The organism is Streptomyces typhae (assembly GCF_009755605.1).
Taxonomy (GTDB): Bacteria; Actinomycetota; Actinomycetes; order Streptomycetales; family Streptomycetaceae; genus Streptomyces; species Streptomyces typhae.
The window spans coordinates 152130-174743 of the sequence record NZ_WPNZ01000017.1 but is presented as its reverse complement, the minus strand read 5'-3'; the positions used below and the strand labels follow the sequence as shown (position 1 = coordinate 174743).

Below are 22614 nucleotides of genomic sequence, written 5' to 3'. Positions count from 1 at the left end.
ACTTCTTGCGACCGCCTGATCGTTGATCCGGACATGCCCTGGCCCGTTGTGGCGATGGCCGCGGCGAACCCGGTCTGGAGGTGACTCCCCCAGTCCAGTCACGTCGAAACGACTCCCCACCTCGGGCCCTGGTCCACTTCGTGTGGTCGCGTACGCAGCGTAACCGCCGATCTTCTCGTGAGGCTGGATGAGATAGCCCGAAAATCGCCCGGCCGGTGTGCGGTGTGGCCGACAGTGCTGCGCCGTGAACGAAGCACGTCCGAAGCTCAATGAGTTGCTGTTCTCCTTGTCGGAGAACGTGATGGTGGAGTCGGTCGAGGCGACCGACATGGTCGTCCGGATCGAGGCCCTGAGCACCGTCCGGCAGGCGATCTACCCGGGCTGCGGGTACTTGTCGGAGCGACTACACGGCTCCTATCTGCGGTTTCCCCCCGATCTGCCGACAGCTGGCAAGGCCGTCGTGTTGACCTTGAGGGTGCGCCGGTTCGTCTGCACGGCAGGCCCCTGTCCGCGCAGGACCTTCACCGAGCAGGTGCCAGGGCTCACCCGCCAATTCGGCCCGCGGACGGAAGGGCTGCGATCGACGCTCGTTTCGATCGGCCTCGCGCTCGCGGGCCGGGCCGGGGCTCGCATGGCGGACCTCTTCGGGGCTCCGGTCAGCCAGAACACCCTGCTGAGGATGGCCGCTTCGCTCCCGGATCCGCCCACTGCCACGCCCCGCGTGGTCGGGGTCGACGAATACGCCCAGCGCAAAGGACGGATCTACGGAACTGTGCTCGTCGACATCGAAACGCGTCGCCCTATCGACCTCCCGCCCGACCGGGAGGCGGACACGCTCGCGGCCTGGCTCGCCGAGCGACCTGGCATCGAGGTCGTCTGCCGCGACCGCGCCCCCTTCTTCGCCGACGGCGCCACCCGCGGGGCCCCGCAGGCTCTCCAAGTCGCCGACCGGTGGCACCTTTGGCACAACCTGGGAGAAGCCGCCGAGAAATGCGTCTACCGGCACCGCGGATCCTTGCGTCCCATGCCGAAGCGGTCCGAGGAACGGCAGGAAGCGGCGGAGCCGACTGCGTCGTCGCCCTGGCCGACAGGGCACCGGTTCGCCGAACGCACCCGCGCCATGCACGCCACCATCCACGCTCTCCTCGCCGCCGGTCACAGCAAGCGGTCCGTTGCCCGGCAGTTCGGCATGACCCACAACACGATCTTGCTCTTCTCCGGTGCCACCACCCCAGAGGAGATGTTCACCGGCCAGTGGCAAAACCGTGTGCCCAGGCTCGACGACTACAAGTCCTACCTCGACCAGCGCTGGCAAGAAGACTGCACCAACGACTGGAAACTGTGGGAGGAGATCAAGGAACAGGGCTATCCACGCGGATACGCCAGCGTCCGCAACTACGTCAGCAGGACGCTTCGCGGCAAGCCCCAACCGGTCGGGCCCCGCCCGCCGTCGGCCCGCGCCGTAACGCGCTGGATCCTCACGCACCCCGACGCTCTACCCGAACGCGACCAGGTCCAGCTCAAAGCCGTCTTGGTCCACTGCCCCGAATGGACAGCACTCGCTGCGTACGTGCGCTCCTTCGCCCACATGCTCACCGACCTGCAAGGCGACCGACTCCCCGAATGGATCGAAGCAGTCAGCGCTGCCACCGAACTGCCCAGCCTCCGCCGCTTCGCTCAGCGCCTCCTACGCGACCTCGACGCCGTCACCGCCGGCCTGACCCTTGGAACTCCGGCGTCGTGGAGGGCCATGTCAACCGAATCAAAATGCTCAAGCGCCAGATGTTCGGCCGCGCAGGATTCACCTTGCTTCGCAAACGAGTCCTCCTGGCCACGTGAACGTTTGTCAGTGGCTGCTGGAATGCTGGCTTCGTCCGCGAGAGCGATACCAGGAGCCGTGCATGGGAACGTGGGGAACAGGCCCATTCGACAGCGATCTTGCTGCCGACTTCGTCGATGAACTCGAGGGACTGACTCCTCAGCAGGCCACCGAAGTGCTCGAGCGAGCATTCCAGCGAATCACAGATTCCGGAGCACGCGTGGATGGCGGCGACGGCGCCGAAGCGGTGGCCGCCGCGGCCCTCGTAGCCAGCACAATCCCGGGCAGCGCGATTGTTATCGACCCTGATGACGGACCCAGAGAGCCGCTGCCTCAACTCCCGTTGGCTCTCCACACGTCAGCCGCGCTCGCTCTGCAGCGTGTACTCCAAGACGGATCGGGAATGCTGACCGGCTGGGTGGACAGTACCGACGCCGCTCAGTGGCGCCACGAAGTCCAACAGATCACGGAGGCCCTGGGACCGCTCGATAGCGAGCAGTAATCGCACCACACGAAGTGGACCAGAGCCCCACCTCGGCGACAGAGCCAGACCCGGTTGTGGACAGCTCGCGGTGTGCCGTCCTCGACGTTCTCGTCGGGGATCGCGCCCCTCTATCGGCCCTCGTGAAGTGGCCGCACCGACGGTGGACGCACACGGTGGTGAGAAATCTCCCGCCAGGAAAGGCACAACACTCATGTCCGTACTGCCTCGCGTCGCTGCGACCGTTCTGATCGCCTCACTCGCTCTTCTCGGAGGAGCTGCCGCCGCCTCCGCACAGCCCGCCGATGACGGGGACGACACCAACGTCATCCACCACGAGACCAACGTCGCGGCATTCGGCGACATGGTCCTGGACTGACCAGGCCGCAGCTCAGACGTCCCGACGCCTGCTTCAGGCGTCGGGACGTCTGAGCTGCGGGCGGCAAGGGCCGGCCCTGAGCGTCGACGTTGTCCCTGCGGGCCGACGAGCTTGCACGATCACCGATCTTCCGTGCGTTCCTGCTGGCGGCGAGGCGTCGGCCATGCGGGCTGGGCAGGCGTCGGCCATGCAGGCTTCGCAGCAGCGGTGTTCTTGCGGATCTCTCGCGGATCTCTTCGGTCCGGGCCTCGCCCGCGGGCAGTTGCCGCAGCCCGCCCAGGTGCGTTCGGTCCCATGGCCCCCGCACCACCACCACCGACACCCAAGCTGCCGACCTGCTCAAAGACCTCACCGAACGCCTGGGCGCCACCTTCGTCCACGTCGGCGTCAACGTCACCGATACCCCCCTTTTCAGCGGGACACGGGGCGCTCAACTCGCCGGACGCGCCACACTCGTCGGCTGCGGCCCCTCCCGCCCGCCACGGCACCCGCCGACCCTTCCAACGAGCCCGCCCCCCACTCAGCACACACGACACAACCCCAGCTCACACCTCAAACCGCCCGCTGGAACCATGCACCCGGCCTCTCTGCGCCGCCAGGGCCAGGCAGGCCGGGGCCGCCGGCCGCACACGATCACCGCGGTCGAGCGCCCGGCAACAGGTCCAGCACCTGTTCGGGCGAGTCGAGCACGGTGTCAGCCGGCCACCGCCGTCGCCCGCGAGGTGTACGAGGAGGCCGGTGTCGTGGTCACCCCCGAGCGGATCACCAGCGTGCACACCCTCCCGCCGATGGTGTGCGACAACGGCGATCAGGCCCAGTACCTCGACATCACCTTCCTGTGCCGCGTCGTCTTCGGCGGGGGCCGCCCAGAGCCGATCTAATCAGCCCTGATCGGCTCTGACCGGCTCTGCCCGGTGAATCGCGCAGGCCGCCCCGAGTGCACGGTGCGCCCGGGGCGGCCCGGGGCGGCCTGCCCCTCGGTGCGGTGGAATACCTCGAGCCGGCCTGCCGCTGCGGGGCTGCGATGATCCAGGTATCCGCGTACCCACAGAGGCCGGGCTGCCGCCGGGCCGGTTCAGCGCCGGGTGTGTCGGTGCTGCGGTGGTGCGGCCGGTCAGGTCCAGATGGACAGGCGGGCGGTGGTGGGCGTGACGTCACAGAAGTAGCTGACCGCCTGGCCGTTGGCCACATAAGCCTTGCCTGCTGTGTCGCAGGCGGCGGCGCTCGGGTACATACCGACATAGGTATAACCGGCGGCCTGGGCGGACGGGGCAAGCAGCAGGGCGGCTGCGGCCAGCAGGCCGGACAGGCTCAGGGCTGAAATCGTTTTGCGCATGGGTGTATCGCTGCCTTCCCTCTTCGGTGGCGAGCGCTCCGGTCGTGATGATCCGGTGCGTGGGGAGCAGCTTCCTGCACAGCCGGATCCGAGAGCAATGGTCTGGACCAAAGTAATTTGGCCGGAAGCCACTGGAGCAGCCTCCGGCCGGGCGGGGCCCGCGGTCCGCCGACCGGCCAACTCCCGTCCTCCTGGCTCTGCGACAGTCCTCGTGCTGAACGAAGCGCACCGGGATCGTCGCGGAGTCCGCACGGCTGGGCACCGAGAGGCCCCGCAACGGCTGCGCCTCCGCCAGCAAGCGGATCCCGATGGGGCGATGATGCGTGCATCCAGGCGCTTCAACACCGCCGGCGGCCTCACCGACTGCCTGCCGGCCAGCGCCGCCTGGGCGGTGACGGGGCGCAGCGTCGACGGCGACGTACGGCGGCACGCTGCACGAACACCTCCCACTGCCCAATGGCTGGCCCTCGTCACGGGCGTCGAAGTGCTCGTAGGCGTTGGAGGCCTCGTCCAGGCTGAGCTCGTGGGGGACGATGAAGCCCGGCTTCGCCTTCCCAGCGGCGATCAGGTCCCGCAGCGCCCGGTTGTACCTCTTCACCGGCGCCTGGCCGGGCTCATGTCCGCGAATCCGTGAGCGGCTCCCGCGAGGGCCGCCTCGGGCTGCGTGGTCGGGCAGTAGTTGGTCGGCCCGCGCTCGCACTGCTCGCAGAAACCGCAGGCGAGTGTCGAAGGGCAGAACCACGTACTCGCCGACCTGCACCTTGCTCACGGCCGGGCCGACCTCCACGACCTGGCCCATATTCTCGTGTCCCAGCGTGCGGCCGGACTCGAACGATGTGCGGCCCTCGTACATGTGCAGGTCCGAACCGCAGATGCCGGATCCGCCCGCGCCGCGCCCTCACGCTCGCCGTGCAGCCCGCCCTGCCGACGGATAACTTGCCCCCACCACGATCAACGGAGCTCACCGTGCCTCCTCTCCCCCTTCCCCCCGCCCGCCGCATGGCCCTGCGCACGCTCACCGGACTCGGTGCCAGGCTCGGTGCCGTCCTCCTCGGCGCCTCGGCCTGCGGGCCCGCCGACGAAGCGGTGAAGTCCGCGAGCGAACCGGACGGGCCGGACACGGCAGCGAAGGGGCTGCGCATGGGGGCCGAGTGGGAGAGCCACTCGCGTACCTTCATGTCGTGGCCCGCCCTGGAATCGGTGTGGGCGGAGGACCTCCCCCACGTACGCGAGGACATCGCCCGTATCGCCCGCGCCATCGGCGAGTACGAGTACGTCGTGATGATGGCGAGGCCCGAGCATCTGAAGGCCGCCCAGAAGGCGTGCGGGCGCGGGGTCGAGGTCATCCCGCTGGCCGTCGACGACCTGTGGGCCCGCGACACCGTGCCGGTGTTCGTGGAGCAGGACGGGAAAGTCACCGGCGTCGACTTCAACTTCAACGGGTGGGGCGACAAGCAGGCCCACGCCAACGACGCCAAGGTGGGTGCCGCCCTCCTCGCCGCGTACGACCTGCCCCGCCGCAAGGCGCCGCTGGTCGCCGAGGGCGGCTCCTTCGAGACCGACGGCGAGGGCACCCTCCTCGTCACCGAGAGCTCGATCGTCAACGACAACCGCAACCCCGGCAGGAGCCGGCAGCAGATCGAGGACGAGCTCGAGCAGACCCTCGGCGTCCAGAAGGTGATCTGGCTGAAGGGCGTGCGCGGGCAGGACATCACCGACGCGCACGTGGACAGCCTCGTGCGGTTCACCGCGCCCGGCGTGGTACTCCTGGACCGGGCCCACCCCGACACGGCCGCCGACTCCTGGTCGCGCGCGGCCGACCAGGCCAAGGCCGTGCTCAGCGAGGCGACCGACGCCAAGGGCCGGCCGTTGGAGATCGTCGATCTGCCTCAGCCCGACCTGTACGAGATCACCGGCGAGGGCGACGACTTCGTGTCGGCCTACGCCAACTTCTACGTCGCCAACGACTCCGTGTTCATGCCCGAGTTCGGCGACCGCAAGGCCGACAAGCGCGCCCGGAGCATCCTGCGGGAGCACTTCCCCAAGCGTGACATCGTGCCGGTCCGGATCGACACCGTCGCCTCCGGTGGCGGCGGCATCCACTGCTCCACGCACGACGAGCCCGGCAAGCCCGCCGACTGACCCGGCCCGGCCGACGGCGCCGCGGTGTTAGAGGGGGACCTCGCCCGCTGCCGGTTCGTCCTTCGCGACGGTGCGTGCGGTCAGCCGCCCAGCCGGTCGACCTCGGCCGCGACGGCCTCGCTCATCAGGGTCCGCGCGTGGGTGATCGGGAGCATGCCGCTGAGCCAGCGCATGCTCAGCCCCTCCACGAGAGCGGTGAGCCGCTCCGCGGACGCCGCGAGAGCCGCCGCCGAGGCCATGGGCCGGACCTGCCCCAGCAGGGCCGCCACGTCCTGGACCCACGCGAGGGTGGCCTTCGCCAGGTCCTCGCGCAGGACCTCGTCGAAGACGGCGCTGGCCCGGAGCTCGCCCCAGGCGCTGCTGTTCTCCCGGACCTCGGTCGTGTCCTGGAGCTCCAGCAGCAGCGTCCGCTCCAGTTCCTCCCGCGGGCCGAGCGGTTCGGCACTCCGGCCGGCCTGAGCCGTGTAGCGCTCGGCGCGGTCACTGATGAACTCCAGCGTCTTGCGCAGGACTCCGGTGCGGTCCTTGAAGTGGTAGTAGATCAGTGCGGTGGAGACACCTGCCTCTTCGGCCAGTTCCTCCACGCGCAGACCACGAACCCCGCGCCGGGCGATCACCCGGGCTGCCGCTTCGAGGATCTGAGTGCTGCGAGATGCCATGGCCCGACCCTATCCGGCAGTGTTCATCCGCAGGATCACACCCTGCGGCCGCACACGCTGGTCGAGCGGCGCGCTTGCGCTGCCCCACGCCCGCAGACTGGTGAGGGGACGGTGACGGGTCCGGGGAGTGCGGGAGCGGGAGCGGGTTTCGGAGGTCCGTCCTCCTTCCGGCGTCGGCCGGGCGGCGGCAGCCCGGGGGCGCCCGGCCGCGGAATCAACCGCTCATGGCCGGGGTTCGTCCTTTCCGGCAGACGCCCAGCTCGCGCGGTTTCGAAGGAGGGGGCATGCTTCGCATTCACTTCACCGCCGACGACCTGCAGAACATCCGGCTGGCGCGGGAGCCCGATCCGCTGTGGGAAATCGTCTGCAGCCTGTGTCGCCTGCAGACCGGGCAGGGGCCGCTCGAATTCGGCCACTGGCGGCGCTCGGCCCGGCACAGAGTCCGGCGCGACGCGCCGCTGCGCGACTCCCTTCGGCGCCTGGGAACGCTGGTCCCGAGCTTCGGCTACATCCCGGACTTCCTCACCCCGCCGGTGACCGGGGCCGCCCTGCCCGAGGAACTCGACCTCCTGCGCGCCACCCCGCGCCCGCATCTGACCCGCGACCTGGACCGGCTGGCCGAGTCCCGCGCGCTCCCCGGCTGGACCGCGGCCCTGGGCGGGCCGGGCGGCGGGGCCGAACTCACCCTGCTGACCGACGCGTTCGCCGACTACTTCAGGACCCTGCTGGAACCACACTGGACCGAGGTCCGCGCGGTCGTCCGGGACGACATCGGCCGCAGAACCCGTGCTCTGCTGGACGGCGGCACCCGTGCCCTCCTGGAGGGACTGCGCCCGTTCGCCCACTGGAACAGCCCCCTCCTCGAAGTCGACTATCCCGTCGACCGCGACCTGCACCTCCAGGGGCGCGGTCTGCTCCTGGTCCCCTCGTACTTCTGCTGGCGCCGCCCGACCGCGCCGGCCGACGCGGAGCAGCCGCCGGTGCTGGTCTTCCCCGCGACCAGAAGCCCGCTGATCCTCGCGCACGCGAGCGAGGGCGGCACCGCCCGGTTGCTGGGCCGGTCCCGGGCGGCGGTGCTGGCGGAGGTGGTCGGGCGCGGCGGTGGCCGGACCACCTCCGAGATCGCCACCGCGGTGGGCCTCGCGCTGTCGAGCGCCAGCCACCAGCTCGACATCCTGCGGGACGGCGGCCTGGTGACCAGCCGCCGCGACGGCAAGTACGTCCTGCACTCGGCGACGTCCCTGGGGCTGCGGATCCTGCACGCCGGCACGCGGGAGACGGCCGCCCGCACGCGCGAGACGGCCGCCGCCCCGGAGCGCGACCGCGGTCTCCGCGCCCATGACACCGCGGGGCGCGGCACCGCGAGCCACAAGACGTAGCTACCGCGGGACGCAGTTACCGCGAGACGCAGTTACCGCGGGACGCAGCACCGCGGGACGCAGCACCGCGGGACGCGGAGCCTGCCTGCGGGCGGGACACGGCCGGGACATCTGGCACAGGTGCCCAGGACGCGCGGCGCCCTACGGTGGCGGGCCGTGGGCGGCGACCCGTCCGGCCCACACGGGCGCACACGAACAGAAGCGGGGGAACCTTCCATGTCGCATCCACTCGGCCGGCCGCCCGCCCCGTCACCCGGCCGACCGCCCACCCCGTCACCCGGCCGACCCCTCGGCCGCAGACAGCTGCTGCGCGCCTCCGCCGGTGCCGCGGCCCTGGCCGGTCTCGCGGCCACAGGTGTCGCCCCGGCGCGTGCCGCCACCGGCACCGCCGCGCAAAGGACGCCGGACCTGCCGCCCGTGCCCGGCATGCTGGGCGACCGCCGGGCCAACGAGGTCTGGTACCAGCTCGACGAGGTCGCCCTGTACCGGGCGTCGCCCGAACTGCTCGCCGCCTACCGGGACATCGGCCTGCATGTCGGCGGCAGCATCGAGAGCGGCTTCCGCACGGTGTGGCAGGAGATGAGCAAGTCACCCGAGTACCCGGGCAACTTCCGCACCTTCATGGCGCCGATCGAGGGCCCCCTGCGGGTGGTCTCACGTATCCAGCTGGACGTCTTCGACAGCCTGTACCGTCCCTACGATCCCCGGCTGGTCGCCGCCTTCGCCTACTTCGGCCAGGGCGTGCTCTACGACCCGCGCCGCGAGAACGTCCGCTCGCCCGTGCACACCATGGACACACCGCCCGGCCGCGCCCCGGTCGGCTACCACACCTGGCACGCCTATATGCGGGCGATGATGCTGCTGGGCATCGACCGGCCGCGGTGGGCGGCGTTCGCCCCGCTCAACGCGTACGCGTGGGCGTTGCAGTCGGTGGCCAAGCCCTCGACGCAGACGCCGAGTCCGCCGCTGCCCCGGGAGACGGTCGTACGGTTCGCCGCGACCTGGCTGCCGCGCGGGCCGCGCAGGCTCGACGCCGACTTCCAGTCCTTCCCGTATCCGCGGGGGATCGGCTGATCGGCCGATCGCGTTCCCGCCCGCGGCCCACCGTGTCGGACTCACTCACTACGTGCGAAGCGGTACGTGGCGACGGTCAGCGCCAGCGCCGCCAGGACGGCCACACAGCCCAGCTCCGCGGGCACCGAAGGGGTCCAGTCCCCCCACTGCGGCCCGGCCGCCCGGTCGCCGAGCCCCGAGACGCCCTCCCCGGGGAGGGTGCGCCGCAGCGCGTCGACCGCGTAGGTGAGGGGGTTGAGGCTTACGACGGTGCCCAGCCAGCCGGGCAGTCCGCTGGCCGGGAAGACCGCCCCGGACAGGAACAGCAGCGGCATCATGCACAGCCCGATCACGATCTGAAAGGTCTCGGGGTGCTTGGCGCACACGGCCACCAGGACACCCAGCGAGGTGAACGCGAAGGCGATGAGCGCCAGTTCGGCGAGGACGAGGAGGAGCTCGGGCCGGTAGGGGATGCCGACGAGGCCGGCGAGACACAGCACGGGCAGCGCGTAGCCGAGGCCGGCGGTCGCGCCCCCCAGACAGGTTCCGGTCAGCAGCGGGGGGCGGCGGACGGGCGCCACGAGCAGCTGGCGCAGGAAGCCGGCTTGCCGGTCCCAGACGATGGACGCGCCCGCCGCCATGGCCGGTGCCTGCACCGCCATGAGGAGAACGCCGGGGAAGAAGAAGGCACGGAAGTCACTGGTGGCGTCCTGCTCGGCGGGCACGGCCGCGTTGAGGCCGGTGCCGAAGACGAGCAGGAACATCATCGGCATGATGACGCTCATGGCGATCCGCAGGCGGTTGCGTCCGAAGCGGATCACCTCCCGCTGCCACAGCACGCGGACGGCGCGCAGGTCCGCCGCGAGGTGCCCGCGTCGGCCTGCGGCATCAGCGGCGGCGCGGGGCGGAGCCGCCGTGTCCGCGGTGCCTGCCGTCTCGGCGATGTATGCGGTGTCTGCCGTCTTCACGGTCACCTCCTCGGAGCGGGTATCGCAGGGCCGGCCGGCTTGCTGTCGGCTTCGCGGATGGTGCGGCCGGTGTAGTGCAGGAAGGCGTCGTCGAGAGTCGGCGGCGTCACGGTCAGCGAATGCACGGTCAGGGGCAGGGCGCCGCAGATCCTGGGCACCCAGGCGGCTCCGTCGGCCACCCGGATGCGCAGGCCGTCGGTGTCCGTCTCCGCCTCCAGACCGAGGTGTTCGCGTACGGCGAGGGCCGCGGCCGGGTCGTCGGCGGTGCGTACGGTGATGAGGTCGGAGCCGACAACGGCCTTGAGGGCGGCGGGAGTTCCGTCCGCGACGAGTTCGCCCTCGTCCATGATGGCGATCCGGTCGCAGTGTTCGGCCTCCTCCAGCTGGTGCGTGGTGAGGAAGACGGTGACGTCCCGCTCCTCGCGCAGCCGGCGCAGATGGTCCCAGATGGCGGCGCGGGTCTGCGGGTCGAGGCCGGTCGTGGGTTCGTCGAGGAAGAGCACCCGGGGCGTGTGCAGCAGACCGCGGGCGATCTCCAGGCGCCGTCGCATACCGCCGGAGAAGGTGCGGACGGGGGCGTGGCGGCGCTCGGCCAGTTCCACCAGTTCCAGCATGTCCATGATGGCGTCGAGCCGACGGCGCCGGGGGATGCCGAACAGGTCGGCGTGGAAGCGCAGGGTCTCCATGGCGGTCAGATCGACGTCGAGGGTGGACTCCTGGAAGACCAGGCCGATACGGCGGCGTACTTCGTGGGGTTCGCGCGTCACGTCGTACCCGGCCACCAGCGCCCGTCCCGAGGTGGGGCGCAGCAGGGTGCACAGCATGCCGATGGTGGTGCTCTTGCCCGCGCCGTTGGGGCCGAGGAAGCCGAAGGTCCGGCCGGTCGGGACGGTCAGGTCCAGGCCGGTCACCGCCTGCCGGGTGCCGTAGGTCCTGGTCAGGTCCTCGGCCAGGACGGCGGCGCCGTTCGCGGCGCGGGTGGCGCGGTGGCCGGCCGCGGGGGCGGGGAGCGTGTTCACCGGCGTCCTCCGTCGCGGTGCCGGACGCTCATGACGGTGTGGAAGAGCGCCACGTCGCCCGGCTCTCCGACGGCCTGCGCGCCGACCTCGACCCATGCGTGGGCGCGGAACGGCTGGGTGCGCAGTCCGGTGCACCAGTCGGGCCACCGTCCGTGCAGGCGGCACAGCAGTACGGTGGCGACCGAGCGTTGCAGACAGCCCCGGCCGGCGCAGCGGGCGCTCACCGTCACCACGGCCCGGCGGGCGTCGAGGGCCTGTGCGTGGGTGGCGGCGCGGGATCCGCGGCTGGCCGCCGTCAGTGCCTGGCGCAGTCGGCGCGGGGGCAGCAGCACCAGCAGCCGGGCCGCGCCGACGGCGGTCCGTGCGCTCAGCTGCCGGTGCCAGGGCAGCGGTCCCCCGCTCTCTCCGACGACCTGCATGCTCATGCCGTCACCACCAGCCGGGCCCGGTCCAGGGCGGCGAGCAGTGCTGTCACGTCGGTCAGGGCGCGTCCGGCGGCTTCGGGGTGGTGCCGGGTGAGCCGGGCGGCGGTCTCCTCGGGGGTGTGCCCGTCGAGGAGCAGCCGCAGGGTGGTCGCGCCGGAGCGGTTGAGCTGCCAGTACCGGCCGCTGCGCTGGTCGAGCAGGACCAGTCCGTCCTCGGTGTCGGTGGTGGTGACGTCGGGTTTCAGGGCGAGGGTCATGGGGTCTCTCCAGCCAGGGACGCGGTCCCGGGTGCGGGTGCCGCCACGGACCGCAGCCAGCTCTCGCAGGCCAGCGTGTTCTCGTACGGGACGAGCTGCCGGGATTGGGTCTTGGGGCCGAGCAGGGCGGTGCGCAGGGCGTCGGGGTCGACGAGGCCGAGTCGGGACAGGTGGAGGTCGTCGCAGAGGTCGAGCAGGTCCCCGCGGTTGCGGCGCATGCCCTGGAAGGCCTCGGCGCTGAACTCGCCCTTGCTGCGGCGGGCCAGGATCTCCTGGGGCACGATGCCGCGCACGGCCCGCCGCAGCATGGGTTTGAAGTCCCCGCTCACCAGCCGGTCCTCGATGCGCACGGTCAGGGCGGCCTCGACGACCCGGTCGTCGAGGAAGGGCGCCTCGCAGGTGACTCCGGCGTCGTCGAGTGCGGCGTTGAGCTGGCGCAGCGCGCTGCCGGACTGGACGACGATGTCGAGGGTCTGGTGCTGGGCCCGGTCCCGGTGGTGGGGGTGGGGGCGCTCCTGTTCGGCGGTGTCCCGCAGCAGCCGGCGTACGGCGTCGATGGCGTCGGCGGTCGCCCAGGGCGGCAGCCGGGGCTCCCAGCCCCAGCCGAGCAGCGCGTCCCCCGGGCCGGGCGCGGGTGCGGTGAGCCGGTCGGCGGTGGACCGCAGCCAGGCGGCGAAGGAGGCGCCGTCGGCGAGTCCGCGTACGGTCGAGGTCAGGGTCCAGCGGTTGAGGGCCCGGAAGCGGTGGATCCTGGGGAGGCTGCTCAGCGGGTGGCTGCGGATCAGTGACCACAGGGCGGTGGGCAGGACGCCGAACAGTTCGTCGCCCCCGACGCCCAGCAGGTGGCAGCGCGATCCGTGGTGGGCCACGAGGGAGAGCAGGCGCCGCATGTGGGCGCGGTTGCGGGCCCAGGGCAGCGGTCCCTCCTCGTGGCCGCCGTCGGCGGTGGCCGTCGTCTCGTACCAGGTGGGGCCGTCCTGGCCGGCGGTGACGTGGTGCCGGGCGGCGGGCAGACGGCGGGCGGCGTATTCGGCCCACCGGGTGTCGTCGTTCGCGCGGTCCGCCGGTGTCCAGTGGTGGGTGAGGAGGTCGGCGCCCGCGGCGTCGGCCAGGAAGCACAGGGTGGTGGAGTCCAGGCCGCCGGACAGGTCGGCGCTGAGGGGGGCGCGGGTGCGCGCCGCGACACAGGCGAGCAGGGCCCGGCGCAGGTGTTCGGCCGCCTGTCCGGGCGGCGTGTCGGGCTCCGGCGGCCGCCACCAGCGGACTTGGCGGGCGGTGCCGGCGGGGCTCAGGTCCAGCCGGCAGCCGACTCCGAGCGCCGACACCCCCGACCACACCGGGCGCAGGGAGAGCGGCCAGGGCGGTACCGGGGTCAGCAGGCGCAGGGCGAGCAGGTCCCGGTCGACGGCCGGGGCGTCGTCGCGGCCCGGGTGCGTCCACTGCGCGAGTCGGCGCGGGCCGTCGGCGGCCACGGTGGTGCCCGCGACGTCGGCGAAGAAGATCTGCCGTGCGGTGGACAGGCTCCCCTGGGCCCGCGTCCAGCCGCCGAAGGAGGCCACGAGGTGGAAGCAGCCGGGCAACGAGCGTGCCACGTCGTCGAGTTGGTCCGGTGTGCGCGCCCTGGCCAGCATGTGCTCCAGCCGCCGGCCGTCCGCGGTCGAGCGGCCCAGGACGGCCAGGCGCCGGGTTCCGGAGCTCACCAAGGTCAGTTCCTCGTCCGCCCAGCGGCCCACGAGCCAGGGGCGCCCCGAGGAGTGGCGGACGACCCGGACAGCGGGGTCACGGGTCAGTGGCTCGGCCACGGCCGGGGCGGCCGGGCTGTCGGGCAACACGACGAAGTCCATGTCGGGGCAGGTCCCTTCGTACGGTTCGGGCTGCTGGCCCGTCAGGAGCGGTGCGGGCTGTCGGCCCGTCAGGCGCGGTGCGGCTGCCGGCCGTCAGGTGCGTCGGCTCGGGGCGCGAGGCACGAGGCGCGGAGCGCGGGGACGCGTGGACGCGGGTTCGTGCGGGAGGTTGCCGGGTGGCGGCTGCCGGGCGGCGGTGGCCGGGGCAGGTCGCCGCCGCCGGGGCGCCGGGGCACGCCACGTCGTCCCGGTACGGGAGCGGAAACGGCACGGTGGTGGAGGAAGTACGGCCTCCACCACCGTGCCGTGGCGGGCACGGCGGCCCGTCCCGCAGGTGAGTCCGCCGGATCAGCAGATCCAGGCGGTGCCCCACACCCAGTCGTTCTCGACGCACGGCCCGAAGGCCATCGTCAGTTCCGCGAAGCCGCCGATCTCTTCCAGCACGGGCGGCTCGTAGACGTCGTTCATCTCCATGCTCGTCTCACCTGTTCCCTTTGGCGCGATCACGAAGGAGAGACGGAACGAGGGCACGGGTGCCTCGCTCGCCCCGCCTCTCCCGAGCATCTTCACGCTAGAGGGCCCCGGGTCCCGGGTGCCTGGGTGCCTGGTCCCGGACTCGTCCCGGAGTCGTCCCGCGTGCACACTCGCAGCAGCCCTGTGAGGCCTGCCGGCCTGTCGGCCTGTCAGCCTGTCGGCCTGTAGGGGCAAGACCCACAGGCCCGTCAGGCCGTCAGGCCGACAGCCCGGCAGCCGTCAGCCCGTTCAGGTACCGAGCCCCGCGTCGCGGGCCCGCACCGCCGCCTCCACCCGGTCCGCCACACGGAGCTTGGCGAACACCCGGGAGACGTGATTGCGCACGGTCTTCTCCGACAGCGCCAGCTCGCGGGCGATACGCCGGTTGCTCAGGCCCCGGGCGACCAGGTCGAGCACTTCGCGCTCGCGTTCGGTGAGATCGGGGAAGGCGGCCCGCACGGGCAGTTCGTGGACGGCGGAGAAGTAGCAGCCGAGGCGGTCGGCGACGGCCGCGCTGAACACCGCTCCGCCCTGGGCCACCGTGCGCAGGCCGCGCACCAGTTCCTCGCCCACCACTCCTTTGACGAGGTAGCCCCGCGCACCCGCCCGCAGGGCGGCCACGACCGCGTCGTCCTCGGCGGACCCGGAGACGAACAGCACCCGCGGCGCGCCGGGTTCGGCGGGGGCCGCCGCGACGATGGCGCGGGTCGCCTCGATACCGGAGCAGCCGGGCAGGAGCAGGTCCATGAGGACGACATCGGCGACCACGTGTCCGTCCCGCAGGGCCGCGACCGCCTCCTCCCCCGTGGTTGCCTCCCCTGCCATCTCCAGGTCCGCCGCGTCCTCCACGACCTGCCGCACTCCGGCCCGGAAGAGCGGGTGACCGTCGACGACGAACACCCGCGCCGTCACGGCCGCCTCCGTGCTGGGCCCGCTGTTCCTGCTCTCCTCGGTTCACCCGTCGCCGGTTTCCGGCCTGCCGCCGACGCCTGACACCACGTCGCCGACCTCTGACACCACGTCGCCGGCTTCTGGCGCTTCGCCGGCCTTTGACACTTCGCCGGCTCCTTCAGCACTTGCACAGCATCCCCCCGTGCCCGCATGTCCGCTTGTTTACTTGTCCATTCATCTACTACTGACTGTCACCAGGTTCGCACCGTGACGGAGGGCACGGAAACATTTCGGCGTGGCTCGAAGTGACATGCTCGCGGCGCGGGAGAAGTCGGCTTCCAGGGGCCTGCGGCTTCCGAGACCGCACATCGAGGCCCACCGGTCCGTCCCCCAGACCGCCGTGCTCGCCCACGCCGACGCCTTCGTCACCCGCACCGGCATGAACTCCAGGTGGGACCCGGGATGAGGACCCCTGGCAGGCATTCAGGCCGTCGGGCCGGGGGCGGGCCTGACGTTCACGCGAGTGATCTGAGGTCCGCAGTGCGGCAGGGACTGGGTGGCGGCCTGGGAGACGAACCGGATGACGGAGTCGTCCTCCCCGGCGGTGAACCGCAGGCTTTTCGGCTGCCAGTCGGGGGACTGGCCGCCGGACCCGGCCGGCGTGAAGGTGACGGGACGCCGTCCGGGCACCGCGACGTTGTAGGCCTGGTCGTCGTTGGGCTTGGTCAAGCAGCTTTCCTTCTCCGGGTCGCTCGCGCCCGGGTCCTGCGGGGAGCCGGGCCAGGTGTCCGGCGCGTCGTGCCAGGTGAGTTCGTAGGACCGGCCGGCGAGGAGGGACAGGGACTGGCTGATGGCGCCGTTGTGCGAACCCGTGAGGTTCAGGGACTGGGCACCGTCGAGGCGGGCCAGATCCGCGCTGTAGAGGTCGACGTCGCCGGAGGCCACGGTCCAGCCGGGCAGGTCGCTGTCGGTGGTCAGGCGCTGGTACTGGCCGGCGGAGACGGGCGGACTGGTGAAGTCGCCGTTCACCACCAGGGGTCCAGCGGCGGCCGCCGGCGTCATGAGCAGGGTCGTCGTGGCGAGCAGGGCGGCGCCGAACGTGCGTTTCACGGAAGCTCCTGATGTGCTGGCGGGCCGGGGCGCGCCGCCGGGCGCGCCCCGTGGGCAGTGCGTCGGGGGGGTGCGTCGGGGGCGTCAGCTCTCGTTGGACTGCAGTTTGCGCAGGACGACGTTGGTGATCAGAGCGCCGCAGTGTCCGGGGTCGCTGTTGTTGCGGGACTGGGAGATGAACTGCACCTTGGTGTCCCCCCTGGCCGTGAAGTCGATCGGCCCGCCTTCGGCCTCCAGCCACTCGTCGGTGGGCGTGTAGGTCTTGGCGCGTACTCCGGTCACGGCGACCTTGTACTGCTGGTCGGAGGCGGGCTTCCTGTCACAGCCCTCCCAGGTCTCGGTGCGCTCCTGCCAGGTCAGCCGGTACCGCGTGTCGCTGATCGTGCCGGCGTCCTGCTCGATGGTCACCGGCACGTTGCCGGTGATATTGGCTGCCTGGTACTGATTCGGGTGCCCGGCTTCCTTCTTGGAGAACACGTGCAGTTCCCCCTCGGTCATGACATGCCAGGGGCTGATCCTCGCGTCGGAGCCCGTGGTGTAGGGCTTGTAGCGATGCGGGGCGACGGTCTCGGCACTGAAGGTGCCGTTCTTGATCAGGTTTTCGCCTACGGGCACCTCCACCCGCTCGGCGGCGCCGTCGGCGTGCGCCTGGGTGAGCGGCAGGGCCGTGACGAGGGCCATGGTGAGTACTGCGGCGGTGCGTGTGACACGGTTCATGTGCTTGGCCTTTCAGAGGAAGGAGAACGCGACTGACGGTGATGTCGCGCTTGTCTGCCTGTAGTTAGGTTCGTTCCGCTGATCCACGCGGTGTACGCGGCTGTCACTCGTCTGAGCGGGACCAGCGGCAGCACGCGCAGCGCAGTCACCACTGGCACGGTTCACGATGGCGCATATGCCATAGGGCACGTGCCGGGCGTGACTTGCGTCGGCGCGATCCCCGAGTGCGCCCCCGCGCTGGGACGGCGCCCGCGCTGTCCACGGCGTGCGGCCGCCACCGACCGCGCCGGCAGTCCTTGATCGCCTCGTCCGGTGGGCTCGGTCGGCGACACCTCGCGGAGGCCACCACCGGCCCCCGGCGAACCGGCGCCCGGCCCTGCCTGCGCCAGGGCGAGCGCGGTCAGGCCGGGTCGGCCGAGCAGGGGAAGCGAAGGTGCGGCCGGCGAGGGCGGCCTCCGCGAGGGTCCGGGGGCGCAGGGCGGGGTGGCCCCTTGCCGCCCGCGGTTTTCACCAGTTGAGGAGAACCAGTTCGATGGCGAACCCCGGGCCCATGGCGGCGACCAGGCCGGGAGTGTCCGGTGGTGGGGGTGTCTTCATGGCGGTGTGCAGGATGTCCAGTACGGACACGGACGAGAGGTTGCCGTGCTCGGCCACGGAGCGCCGGGTGCGTTCCAGGGCGCGCGGCGGCAGGCCGAGGGCCTGTTCCACGGCGGTGAAGACCTTGGGGCCGCCGCCGTGGACGATCCAGCCGGTGATCTGGTCCGGTGTCAGCGCATGCCGGTCGAGGAGGCTGTGGATGGCCGCGGGCAGGTGCTCCCCGGTCAGGGCGGGGACCTCGGGTGCCAGCAGGATCCGCAGGCCGTGGGAGCCGATGTCCCAGCCGAGGACGTCCTCGGTGCCGGGGAGCAGCAGGCTGTGGGTGTCCACCAGAGCGGGCCCGGTGGGGGCGGCGGAGCCCGTGGGGGCGGCGGGGGCTCTGTCGCGGTGGGCTCCGGTGGCCACGACGGCCGCGGCGCCGTCGCCGAAGAGGCTGCCGGCGACGATGTTGGCGACGGAGTCGTCCTTGAACTGGTGGGCCAGGCTGCACAGTTCCACGGCGAGGAGGACGGCGACCCGGTCGGGGTGGGCCAGCAGGTAGTCATGGAGCCGGGCCAGGCCCGCGGCGCCGCCCGCGCAGCCGCTGCCGAACAGCGGGATGCGCTGGATGTCGGGCCGCAGTCCCACCCGGTGGGCGAGGCGGGCCTCCAGTGAGGGCACGGCCAGGCCGGTGACGGTGGTGCTGATCACCGCGTCGACGTCCCGCGGGCGGACGCCGGCGGCGCGCAGGGCGCCGGTGATCGCCTGCTCCCCCAGGTCCAGGGCGGTGTCGAGCCAGATGCGGTTCTTCTCGGTGAAGTCGTCCTGGCGGGCGAGGTCGGCCAGTTTCTCCAGCGGCAGCGCCAGGGAGCGGGTGTCGACGCCCGAGCTGTTGATGATCTTGCGGAGGACGAGGGTGCCCGCTTCGGACTCCAGCGCGGTGGTGCGGGCCAGGGTGGCGAGGATTTCCCGCTGGGGGTAGGTGTAGGGCGGGAAGACGGTGTGGATCGCGGTCACCCGGGGGGCGGTGGCCGCCGGCGTCCGGGCGGGGCCCTGGGGGGCGGGGTGATGAGGTGGGGTGGGGGCCTGTCGAGTGGGGTCATGTGGAGCGTGACGCATCTGGTTCAGCCCCGCCTTTCTTGTCGGCTTCGGCTGTGACGGTCCCGGGCCGGGACCCGGTACGGGCAGGGGACCACCAGTTGAGGGGGCCCAGGGCCGCCATCACGGCGGGCACCAGCACTCCGCGTACCAGGAGGGCGTCGACGAGCGCGCCGAGTGCGACGCCGATGCCGATGAACTTGAGCAGGGCGACCTGCGAGGTGGCCATCGCGGCGGTCGAGATCGCCACGGCCGCCGCGGCGGACGTCAGCAGGCGGCCGGTGCGGGCGATGCCTTCGACGATCGACGTGCGGTTGTCGCCGCGGCGGTCGAACTCCTCGCGGATGCGGCCGAGGAGGAAGACCTCGTAGTCGACCGACAGGGCCAGGGCGATGAACAGGACGAACAGGAGTATGGAGGCGTCCAGCGTGCCCGTGGCCGTGAAGGATCCGAACAGGGCGCCGCCCCGGCCCTCCTGGAAGAGGACGACCAGGGCCCCCAGGATCGCGCCGAGGCTCACCGCGGCGACGGCCAGCGCTTTGAGCGGGGCGACGAACGTGCGGGTGAAGGCGCTCAGCAGGAGCATCAGCCCCGCTGCCGGCAGAAGCAGACAGGCGGGAAGGGCGCGCAGGACGCTGTGCGCGGTGTCGGTGACGTCCGCGGCACGGCCGCCCACCGTGACGCTTCCCGGCGCGGAGGTCTGCCGTACCTGTCGCACCGCGGTCCGTGCCGCGCGGGTGTCGGGGGCGGCGGAGATGGCCGCCAGGAGCACCGCGCCCCCGGCGGCCGGTGCGGTGGGCGCCACGCGGACGGCGATGATGCCCGGCAGGCGGGCGAGCCGCTTGCCGTAGGCGGGGGCGCCCCCGGCCGCCCGGGGGCCGTTCACCACCACGGTGAGGATCCGCTCGGGGGGCGCGGTGAACTCGGCGCGCACCCGCTGCGCGGCCGCGGCGGCGGGGGCGGACGCGGGCAGGGTGCGTTCGTCCACGATGCCCAGGCGGGCGTGGGTGAACGGCACGGCGAGCAGGGCCAGGAGCAGCAGCGCAAGGCCTCCCGCGAGCAGGGGGCGGGCGGTGACGGCGGTGGCCGTGCGGCGCCAGAAGCGGCTGCCGTCGCCGACCCGGGTACGGCGCAGGCGGGCCAGCGGATCGAAGGCCTGCGCCCGGGGGCCGAGCACGCACAGGCAGGCGGGCAGCACCGTCAGGGCGACCAGGGCCGCGAGCACGGCGACGGTCATGCCGGCCAGGGCCAGGGCGCGCAGCATCGGCACCGGCACGGCCAGGGCGGCGGCCAGGCAGACGGTGACGGCGGCGGCCGAGAACGCCACCGAACGGCCGCTGGAGCGCCGGGCGGCCGCCAGTGCCGTGGGGAGGTCCGCGCCCCGCGCGCTCTCCTCCCGTACCCGGGCGAGCAGGAAGAGGCTGTAGTCGACGGCCAGGCCGAAGCCGATCGCGGAGGCGGCGCTGACCGCGACCCGTGAGATGTCGGCGACCTGCGCGAGCAGGCCGAGGACCGGGACGGCGCAGCCGATGGTGAGGGCGGCCACGACCACGGGCAGGAGCGCGGAGACCACGGATCCGTAGGCGAGGACGAGCACGGCGAACAGCACCGGCGCGGCCACGAGTTCGGCCCGCCGCAGGTCGTGTTCGACGCTCTCGTCGATCTCCCGGTTGGCCCACGTGCCGCCGCTGGGCTCCACCCCGGTGTGCGGGGCGGCCGCGCGGGCCGCGGCCACCACACGCGGCGCCGCCTGTTTGCGTTCCTTGTCCGTCCCCTCCAGGCGTACCAGGACCAGCAGCGTCCGCCCGTCCTTCGAGCGCAGCCAGGGGTTTCCCGTGGTCTGCGCGGACCAGGCGGCCTTGACGTCGCCCTGCCCGGACAGGGTCCGCACCACCGCGGCGGCGTCCCGGGCGGCGCCCGCACGGCCGGTGCCGGGGTGCTCGGAGAGGGCCAGGACGAGATCGGGTGCGGGCACGCCGAGGCGTTCGGCCTGCCGGGCGGCGCGTTCGGCCTCGGTGCCGGTGGCGAGGGCGCCGCCCGTGCCCAGCGCCGAGAAGGCGGCCGGGCCCAGGACCCCCGCGCACACCGCCGCCAGGAGGGCGCACGCCAGCACCAGCCAGGCCCGCCGCACCGCTGTCCGCTCGCGGGCCGTTCGCGGGCCGTGGCCTGCGGACGGGTGGGCGGCGCGCATCAGGGGGCGGCCGTGAACAGCAGGACCGCGTTCTGGCCGCCGAACCCGAAGGAGCAGCTGATGGCCGCACCGCCGCGCGCGGGCCGCGGCCGGCCGGCGACGATGTCGAGCTGGTGATCGCCGTCCTGGCCCTGGAAGTTCGCCACCGGGGGGATCAGCCCGTGCCGCAGGGCGAGGACCGTGTACGCGGCCTGGATGGCCCCGGCCGCGCCCAGGGCGTGGCCGATGACGCCTTTGGAGGCGGTGACGGGCGGCCCGCCGCCGCCGAAGACGCGGGTGTAGGCCGCGGCCTCGGCGGCGTCGCTCAGCGTGGTCGAGGTGCCGTGGGCGTGGACGTGGGCGATGTCGTCGGGGCCGCAGCCCGCGTCCGCCAGCGCCGCGCGGACGGCACGGACCGCGCCGTCTCCCCGCGGATGCGGGGCGATGGGATGGTGCGCGTCGGCTCCGGCGCCGTATCCGCGCAGCAGCGCCTGGACGGGGGCCCCGCGGGCACGGGCGCGGGAGGCGCGTTCCAGGACGAGCACGCCGGCGCCCTCGCCGAGGACCAGGCCGTCGCGGCGCGCGTCGAACGGCCTGCTGGCCAGGGCCGGTTCCGCCCGGCGCCGCGACAGCGCCCGCATCCGGGTGAAGCAGGTGACCGTCATGCGCGAGCGCGCCGACTCGCTGCCGCCGGCCAGCACGATGTCGCAGGTGCCCGACCGCAGCAGGTCCCGGGCGACGCCGATCGCGGTGGCCCCCGAGGCGCAGGCGCTGGCGGTGGTGAAGTTGGGTCCGTGCGCGCCCAGGTCGATCGCGACCTCACCGGCGGCCATGCTCGGCACGCTGCGCGGCAGCGCGAGCGGGGAGACGCGCTCGGCCCGCCCGGCACCGAGATGGGTGAACTCGCCCACGTAGGTGCTCAGGCTGTTCGCCCCCACCCCCAGCACGACACCCACCCGCTGCGGGTCCCACGCCCTGCGGTCCAGGCCCGCGTCGGCGACGGCCCGCCGGGCGGCGACGAGGGCGAACTGGACGAAGCGGTCCGTGCGCCGCGCCGCTGCGCGGCCGAGCTCCGCCGCGGCGTCGAAGTCCGCCACCCGGCAGGAGAAGTCGACGGGCAGCCCCTGCAGTTCGGGGTCCGCGGCGGCCAGCGAGCGGCCCCGGCACAGCGCCTCCCAGTTCGCCCGCGCGGTGTGTCCGGCCGGAGTCACCAGGCCGAGGCCGGTGACGGCGACGTCAGCGGGCATGCTCGAAGGCCTCGGCCGCCTCACCCAGGGTGGAGGCCGGGCTGAGGTCCAGGGCGGTCTCGGGCAGGACCATCCCGAACTCCTCCTCCGCCGCGAGCACCAGCTCCATCAGCGACAGCGAGTCCAGGCCGAGGCTCTCGAACGTCGTCGCCGGGGACAGTTCGCCGGAGCCGGACCGCACGTTGAGGCGGCCGGTCAGCAGGGCCACCAGTTCCTCGGACAGTTCCGGGCGCTGCGGGTCCCGCGGGCCCGGCGCCGGCGCCTCGTCGACCCGTGTCATGCCTTCGTGCATGTCTTCGTCTCCTGAATCCTGGCGGTACGAGGGGTGGCGGTGCCGCGCGCGTCGATCCGCCCGGAGAGGTCACGGGCGCGCGCGGCAGCGGCCGCACCGCCGCTCCAGGAGCCGCTCCACGGACGGCTGCGGCTGCGTGCGGCTGCCGCAACACGGCCACGTCCGCAGCATGGACCATGCCCGCATCCACTCTTTTGTCACCTTTCGCCACCTTTTCAGTACAGGGCCTGACAATCCAT

Annotated in this window: 22 protein-coding genes and 2 pseudogenes; 8 read left to right on the top strand and 16 right to left on the bottom strand. The window is 72.6% G+C overall.

What is annotated here, in order from left to right:
- The first annotated feature begins 244 nt into the window (after window positions 1-244).
- The 4 genes and pseudogenes from GPA10_RS28350 to GPA10_RS28335 all read left to right on the top strand — a co-directional run bounded on the left by GPA10_RS28350 (window position 245) and on the right by GPA10_RS28335 (window position 3560).
- Window positions 245-1839 (top strand): annotated as a pseudogene (locus GPA10_RS28350) (ISL3 family transposase).
- 62 nt (window positions 1840-1901) lie between these two features.
- Window positions 1902-2321, top strand: coding sequence for a DUF4259 domain-containing protein (locus tag GPA10_RS28345; protein WP_157167965.1), 420 nt, complete (start codon window positions 1902-1904; stop codon window positions 2319-2321).
- A gap of 193 nt (window positions 2322-2514) precedes the next feature.
- Window positions 2515-2679, top strand: coding sequence for a hypothetical protein (locus tag GPA10_RS28340; protein WP_157167964.1), 165 nt, complete (start codon window positions 2515-2517; stop codon window positions 2677-2679).
- Between the two features lie 743 nt (window positions 2680-3422).
- Window positions 3423-3560, top strand: a complete 138-nt coding sequence (locus tag GPA10_RS28335) for an NUDIX hydrolase (RefSeq protein WP_246259887.1) — start codon at window positions 3423-3425, stop codon at window positions 3558-3560.
- Window positions 3561-3793: 233 nt separating this feature from the next.
- Here the strand turns inward: GPA10_RS28335 and GPA10_RS28330 are convergent, their stop codons facing one another.
- Together GPA10_RS28330 and GPA10_RS44130 are read right to left on the bottom strand one after the other, a co-directional pair.
- Window positions 3794-4015 carry a hypothetical protein gene (locus tag GPA10_RS28330; RefSeq protein ID WP_058846702.1) on the bottom strand — a complete coding sequence of 74 codons (222 nt, stop codon included), beginning with the start codon at window positions 4013-4015 and terminating at the stop codon, window positions 3794-3796.
- A gap of 609 nt (window positions 4016-4624) precedes the next feature.
- Window positions 4625-4895, bottom strand: a pseudogene (locus GPA10_RS44130) (alcohol dehydrogenase catalytic domain-containing protein); the annotation flags it as partial.
- Between the two features lie 119 nt (window positions 4896-5014).
- Here GPA10_RS44130 and GPA10_RS28320 point away from each other — a divergent pair.
- Entirely contained in the window at window positions 5015-6157 is a 1143-nt protein-coding gene (locus GPA10_RS28320) for an agmatine deiminase family protein (protein ID WP_157167994.1), read from the top strand.
- Between the two features lie 80 nt (window positions 6158-6237).
- Here GPA10_RS28320 and GPA10_RS28315 read toward each other — a convergent pair whose 3' ends face one another.
- A complete protein-coding gene (locus GPA10_RS28315; RefSeq protein ID WP_157167963.1) occupies window positions 6238-6816 on the bottom strand; it encodes a TetR/AcrR family transcriptional regulator in 579 nt (192 codons plus the stop codon).
- A gap of 284 nt (window positions 6817-7100) precedes the next feature.
- Between GPA10_RS28315 and GPA10_RS28310 the strand changes: the two genes are divergently transcribed.
- Together GPA10_RS28310 and GPA10_RS28305 are read left to right on the top strand one after the other, a co-directional pair.
- A complete protein-coding gene (locus tag GPA10_RS28310) occupies window positions 7101-8195 on the top strand; it encodes an ArsR/SmtB family transcription factor (protein WP_157167962.1) in 1095 nt (364 codons plus the stop codon).
- A gap of 216 nt (window positions 8196-8411) precedes the next feature.
- Window positions 8412-9269: a hypothetical protein gene (locus GPA10_RS28305; protein WP_246259885.1), complete on the top strand. Its 858-nt coding sequence runs from the start codon at window positions 8412-8414 to the stop codon at window positions 9267-9269.
- Between the two features lie 41 nt (window positions 9270-9310).
- Here the strand turns inward: GPA10_RS28305 and GPA10_RS28300 are convergent, their stop codons facing one another.
- From GPA10_RS28300 to GPA10_RS28270, 7 genes are all read right to left on the bottom strand, one after another.
- On the bottom strand, window positions 9311-10216 hold the full coding sequence (locus GPA10_RS28300) for an ABC transporter permease (RefSeq protein WP_343041408.1): 906 nt from the start codon (window positions 10214-10216) through the stop codon (window positions 9311-9313).
- A gap of 2 nt (window positions 10217-10218) precedes the next feature.
- On the bottom strand, window positions 10219-11235 hold the full coding sequence (locus GPA10_RS28295; RefSeq protein ID WP_343041407.1) for an ATP-binding cassette domain-containing protein: 1017 nt from the start codon (window positions 11233-11235) through the stop codon (window positions 10219-10221).
- Entirely contained in the window at window positions 11232-11660 is a 429-nt protein-coding gene (locus GPA10_RS28290) for a lasso peptide biosynthesis B2 protein (protein WP_157167960.1), read from the bottom strand. Before GPA10_RS28290 ends, GPA10_RS28295 begins: the two co-directional genes overlap by 4 nt.
- Complete coding sequence (locus GPA10_RS28285) at window positions 11657-11917, bottom strand: lasso peptide biosynthesis PqqD family chaperone (protein WP_058846697.1); 261 nt, start codon at window positions 11915-11917, stop codon at window positions 11657-11659. The genes GPA10_RS28290 and GPA10_RS28285 overlap by 4 nt, the downstream gene beginning before the upstream one ends.
- Window positions 11914-13761 (bottom strand): asparagine synthase-related protein, encoded by a 1848-nt coding sequence (locus GPA10_RS28280; protein ID WP_157167959.1) that lies wholly within the window; start codon window positions 13759-13761, stop codon window positions 11914-11916. Before GPA10_RS28280 ends, GPA10_RS28285 begins: the two co-directional genes overlap by 4 nt.
- Window positions 13762-14109: 348 nt before the next feature.
- Entirely contained in the window at window positions 14110-14235 is a 126-nt protein-coding gene (locus GPA10_RS28275) for a lasso RiPP family leader peptide-containing protein (protein WP_157167958.1), read from the bottom strand.
- A 288-nt stretch (window positions 14236-14523) separates the two neighbouring features.
- Window positions 14524-15186, bottom strand: a complete 663-nt coding sequence (locus tag GPA10_RS28270; protein ID WP_343041406.1) for a LuxR C-terminal-related transcriptional regulator — start codon at window positions 15184-15186, stop codon at window positions 14524-14526.
- Between the two features lie 274 nt (window positions 15187-15460).
- On the opposite strand from GPA10_RS28270, the gene GPA10_RS28265 reads away from it, so the two are divergent.
- Window positions 15461-15631, top strand: coding sequence for a hypothetical protein (locus tag GPA10_RS28265; RefSeq protein WP_157167957.1), 171 nt, complete (start codon window positions 15461-15463; stop codon window positions 15629-15631).
- A gap of 17 nt (window positions 15632-15648) precedes the next feature.
- On the opposite strand, the gene GPA10_RS28260 is transcribed toward GPA10_RS28265, so the two are convergent.
- The 6 genes from GPA10_RS28260 to GPA10_RS28235 form a co-directional block, all read right to left on the bottom strand.
- A complete protein-coding gene (locus GPA10_RS28260) occupies window positions 15649-16275 on the bottom strand; it encodes a DUF642 domain-containing protein (RefSeq protein WP_157167956.1) in 627 nt (208 codons plus the stop codon).
- A gap of 84 nt (window positions 16276-16359) precedes the next feature.
- The gene (locus GPA10_RS28255; RefSeq protein ID WP_157167955.1) at window positions 16360-16992 is read right to left on the bottom strand and encodes a hypothetical protein; all 633 of its coding nucleotides are present in this window, start codon (window positions 16990-16992) and stop codon (window positions 16360-16362) included.
- 507 nt (window positions 16993-17499) lie between these two features.
- On the bottom strand, window positions 17500-18585 hold the full coding sequence (locus GPA10_RS28250) for a type III polyketide synthase (protein ID WP_343041405.1): 1086 nt from the start codon (window positions 18583-18585) through the stop codon (window positions 17500-17502).
- Between the two features lie 82 nt (window positions 18586-18667).
- Window positions 18668-20857 (bottom strand): MMPL family transporter, encoded by a 2190-nt coding sequence (locus tag GPA10_RS28245; RefSeq protein ID WP_157167953.1) that lies wholly within the window; start codon window positions 20855-20857, stop codon window positions 18668-18670.
- The gene (locus GPA10_RS28240) at window positions 20857-22083 is read right to left on the bottom strand and encodes a beta-ketoacyl-[acyl-carrier-protein] synthase family protein (RefSeq protein WP_157167952.1); all 1227 of its coding nucleotides are present in this window, start codon (window positions 22081-22083) and stop codon (window positions 20857-20859) included. Before GPA10_RS28240 ends, GPA10_RS28245 begins: the two co-directional genes overlap by 1 nt.
- Window positions 22073-22375 (bottom strand): acyl carrier protein, encoded by a 303-nt coding sequence (locus tag GPA10_RS28235; RefSeq protein ID WP_246259883.1) that lies wholly within the window; start codon window positions 22373-22375, stop codon window positions 22073-22075. The genes GPA10_RS28240 and GPA10_RS28235 overlap by 11 nt, the downstream gene beginning before the upstream one ends.
- Window positions 22376-22614: the final 239 nt, after the last annotated feature.

Bases quoted from the DNA above. Each gene is read 5' to 3' on its own strand.
- GPA10_RS28330 (WP_058846702.1), bottom strand. From the start codon at position 4,015: ATGCGCAAAACGATTTCAGCCCTGAGCCTGTCCGGCCTGCTGGCCGCA.
- GPA10_RS28235 (WP_246259883.1), bottom strand. From the start codon at position 22,375: ATGCACGAAGGCATGACACGGGTCGACGAGGCGCCGGCGCCGGGCCCG.
- GPA10_RS28315 (WP_157167963.1), bottom strand. From the start codon at position 6,816: ATGGCATCTCGCAGCACTCAGATCCTCGAAGCGGCAGCCCGGGTGATC.
- GPA10_RS28290 (WP_157167960.1), bottom strand. From the start codon at position 11,660: ATGAGCATGCAGGTCGTCGGAGAGAGCGGGGGACCGCTGCCCTGGCAC.
- GPA10_RS28310 (WP_157167962.1), top strand. From the start codon at position 7,101: ATGCTTCGCATTCACTTCACCGCCGACGACCTGCAGAACATCCGGCTG.
- GPA10_RS28285 (WP_058846697.1), bottom strand. From the start codon at position 11,917: ATGACCCTCGCCCTGAAACCCGACGTCACCACCACCGACACCGAGGAC.
- GPA10_RS28275 (WP_157167958.1), bottom strand. From the start codon at position 14,235: ATGGAGATGAACGACGTCTACGAGCCGCCCGTGCTGGAAGAGATCGGC.
- GPA10_RS28240 (WP_157167952.1), bottom strand. From the start codon at position 22,083: ATGCCCGCTGACGTCGCCGTCACCGGCCTCGGCCTGGTGACTCCGGCC.
- GPA10_RS28345 (WP_157167965.1), top strand. From the start codon at position 1,902: ATGGGAACGTGGGGAACAGGCCCATTCGACAGCGATCTTGCTGCCGAC.
- GPA10_RS28280 (WP_157167959.1), bottom strand. From the start codon at position 13,761: ATGGACTTCGTCGTGTTGCCCGACAGCCCGGCCGCCCCGGCCGTGGCC.
- GPA10_RS28245 (WP_157167953.1), bottom strand. From the start codon at position 20,857: ATGCGCGCCGCCCACCCGTCCGCAGGCCACGGCCCGCGAACGGCCCGC.
- GPA10_RS28320 (WP_157167994.1), top strand. From the start codon at position 5,015: ATGGCCCTGCGCACGCTCACCGGACTCGGTGCCAGGCTCGGTGCCGTC.
- GPA10_RS28305 (WP_246259885.1), top strand. From the start codon at position 8,412: ATGTCGCATCCACTCGGCCGGCCGCCCGCCCCGTCACCCGGCCGACCG.
- GPA10_RS28255 (WP_157167955.1), bottom strand. From the start codon at position 16,992: ATGAACCGTGTCACACGCACCGCCGCAGTACTCACCATGGCCCTCGTC.
- GPA10_RS28340 (WP_157167964.1), top strand. From the start codon at position 2,515: ATGTCCGTACTGCCTCGCGTCGCTGCGACCGTTCTGATCGCCTCACTC.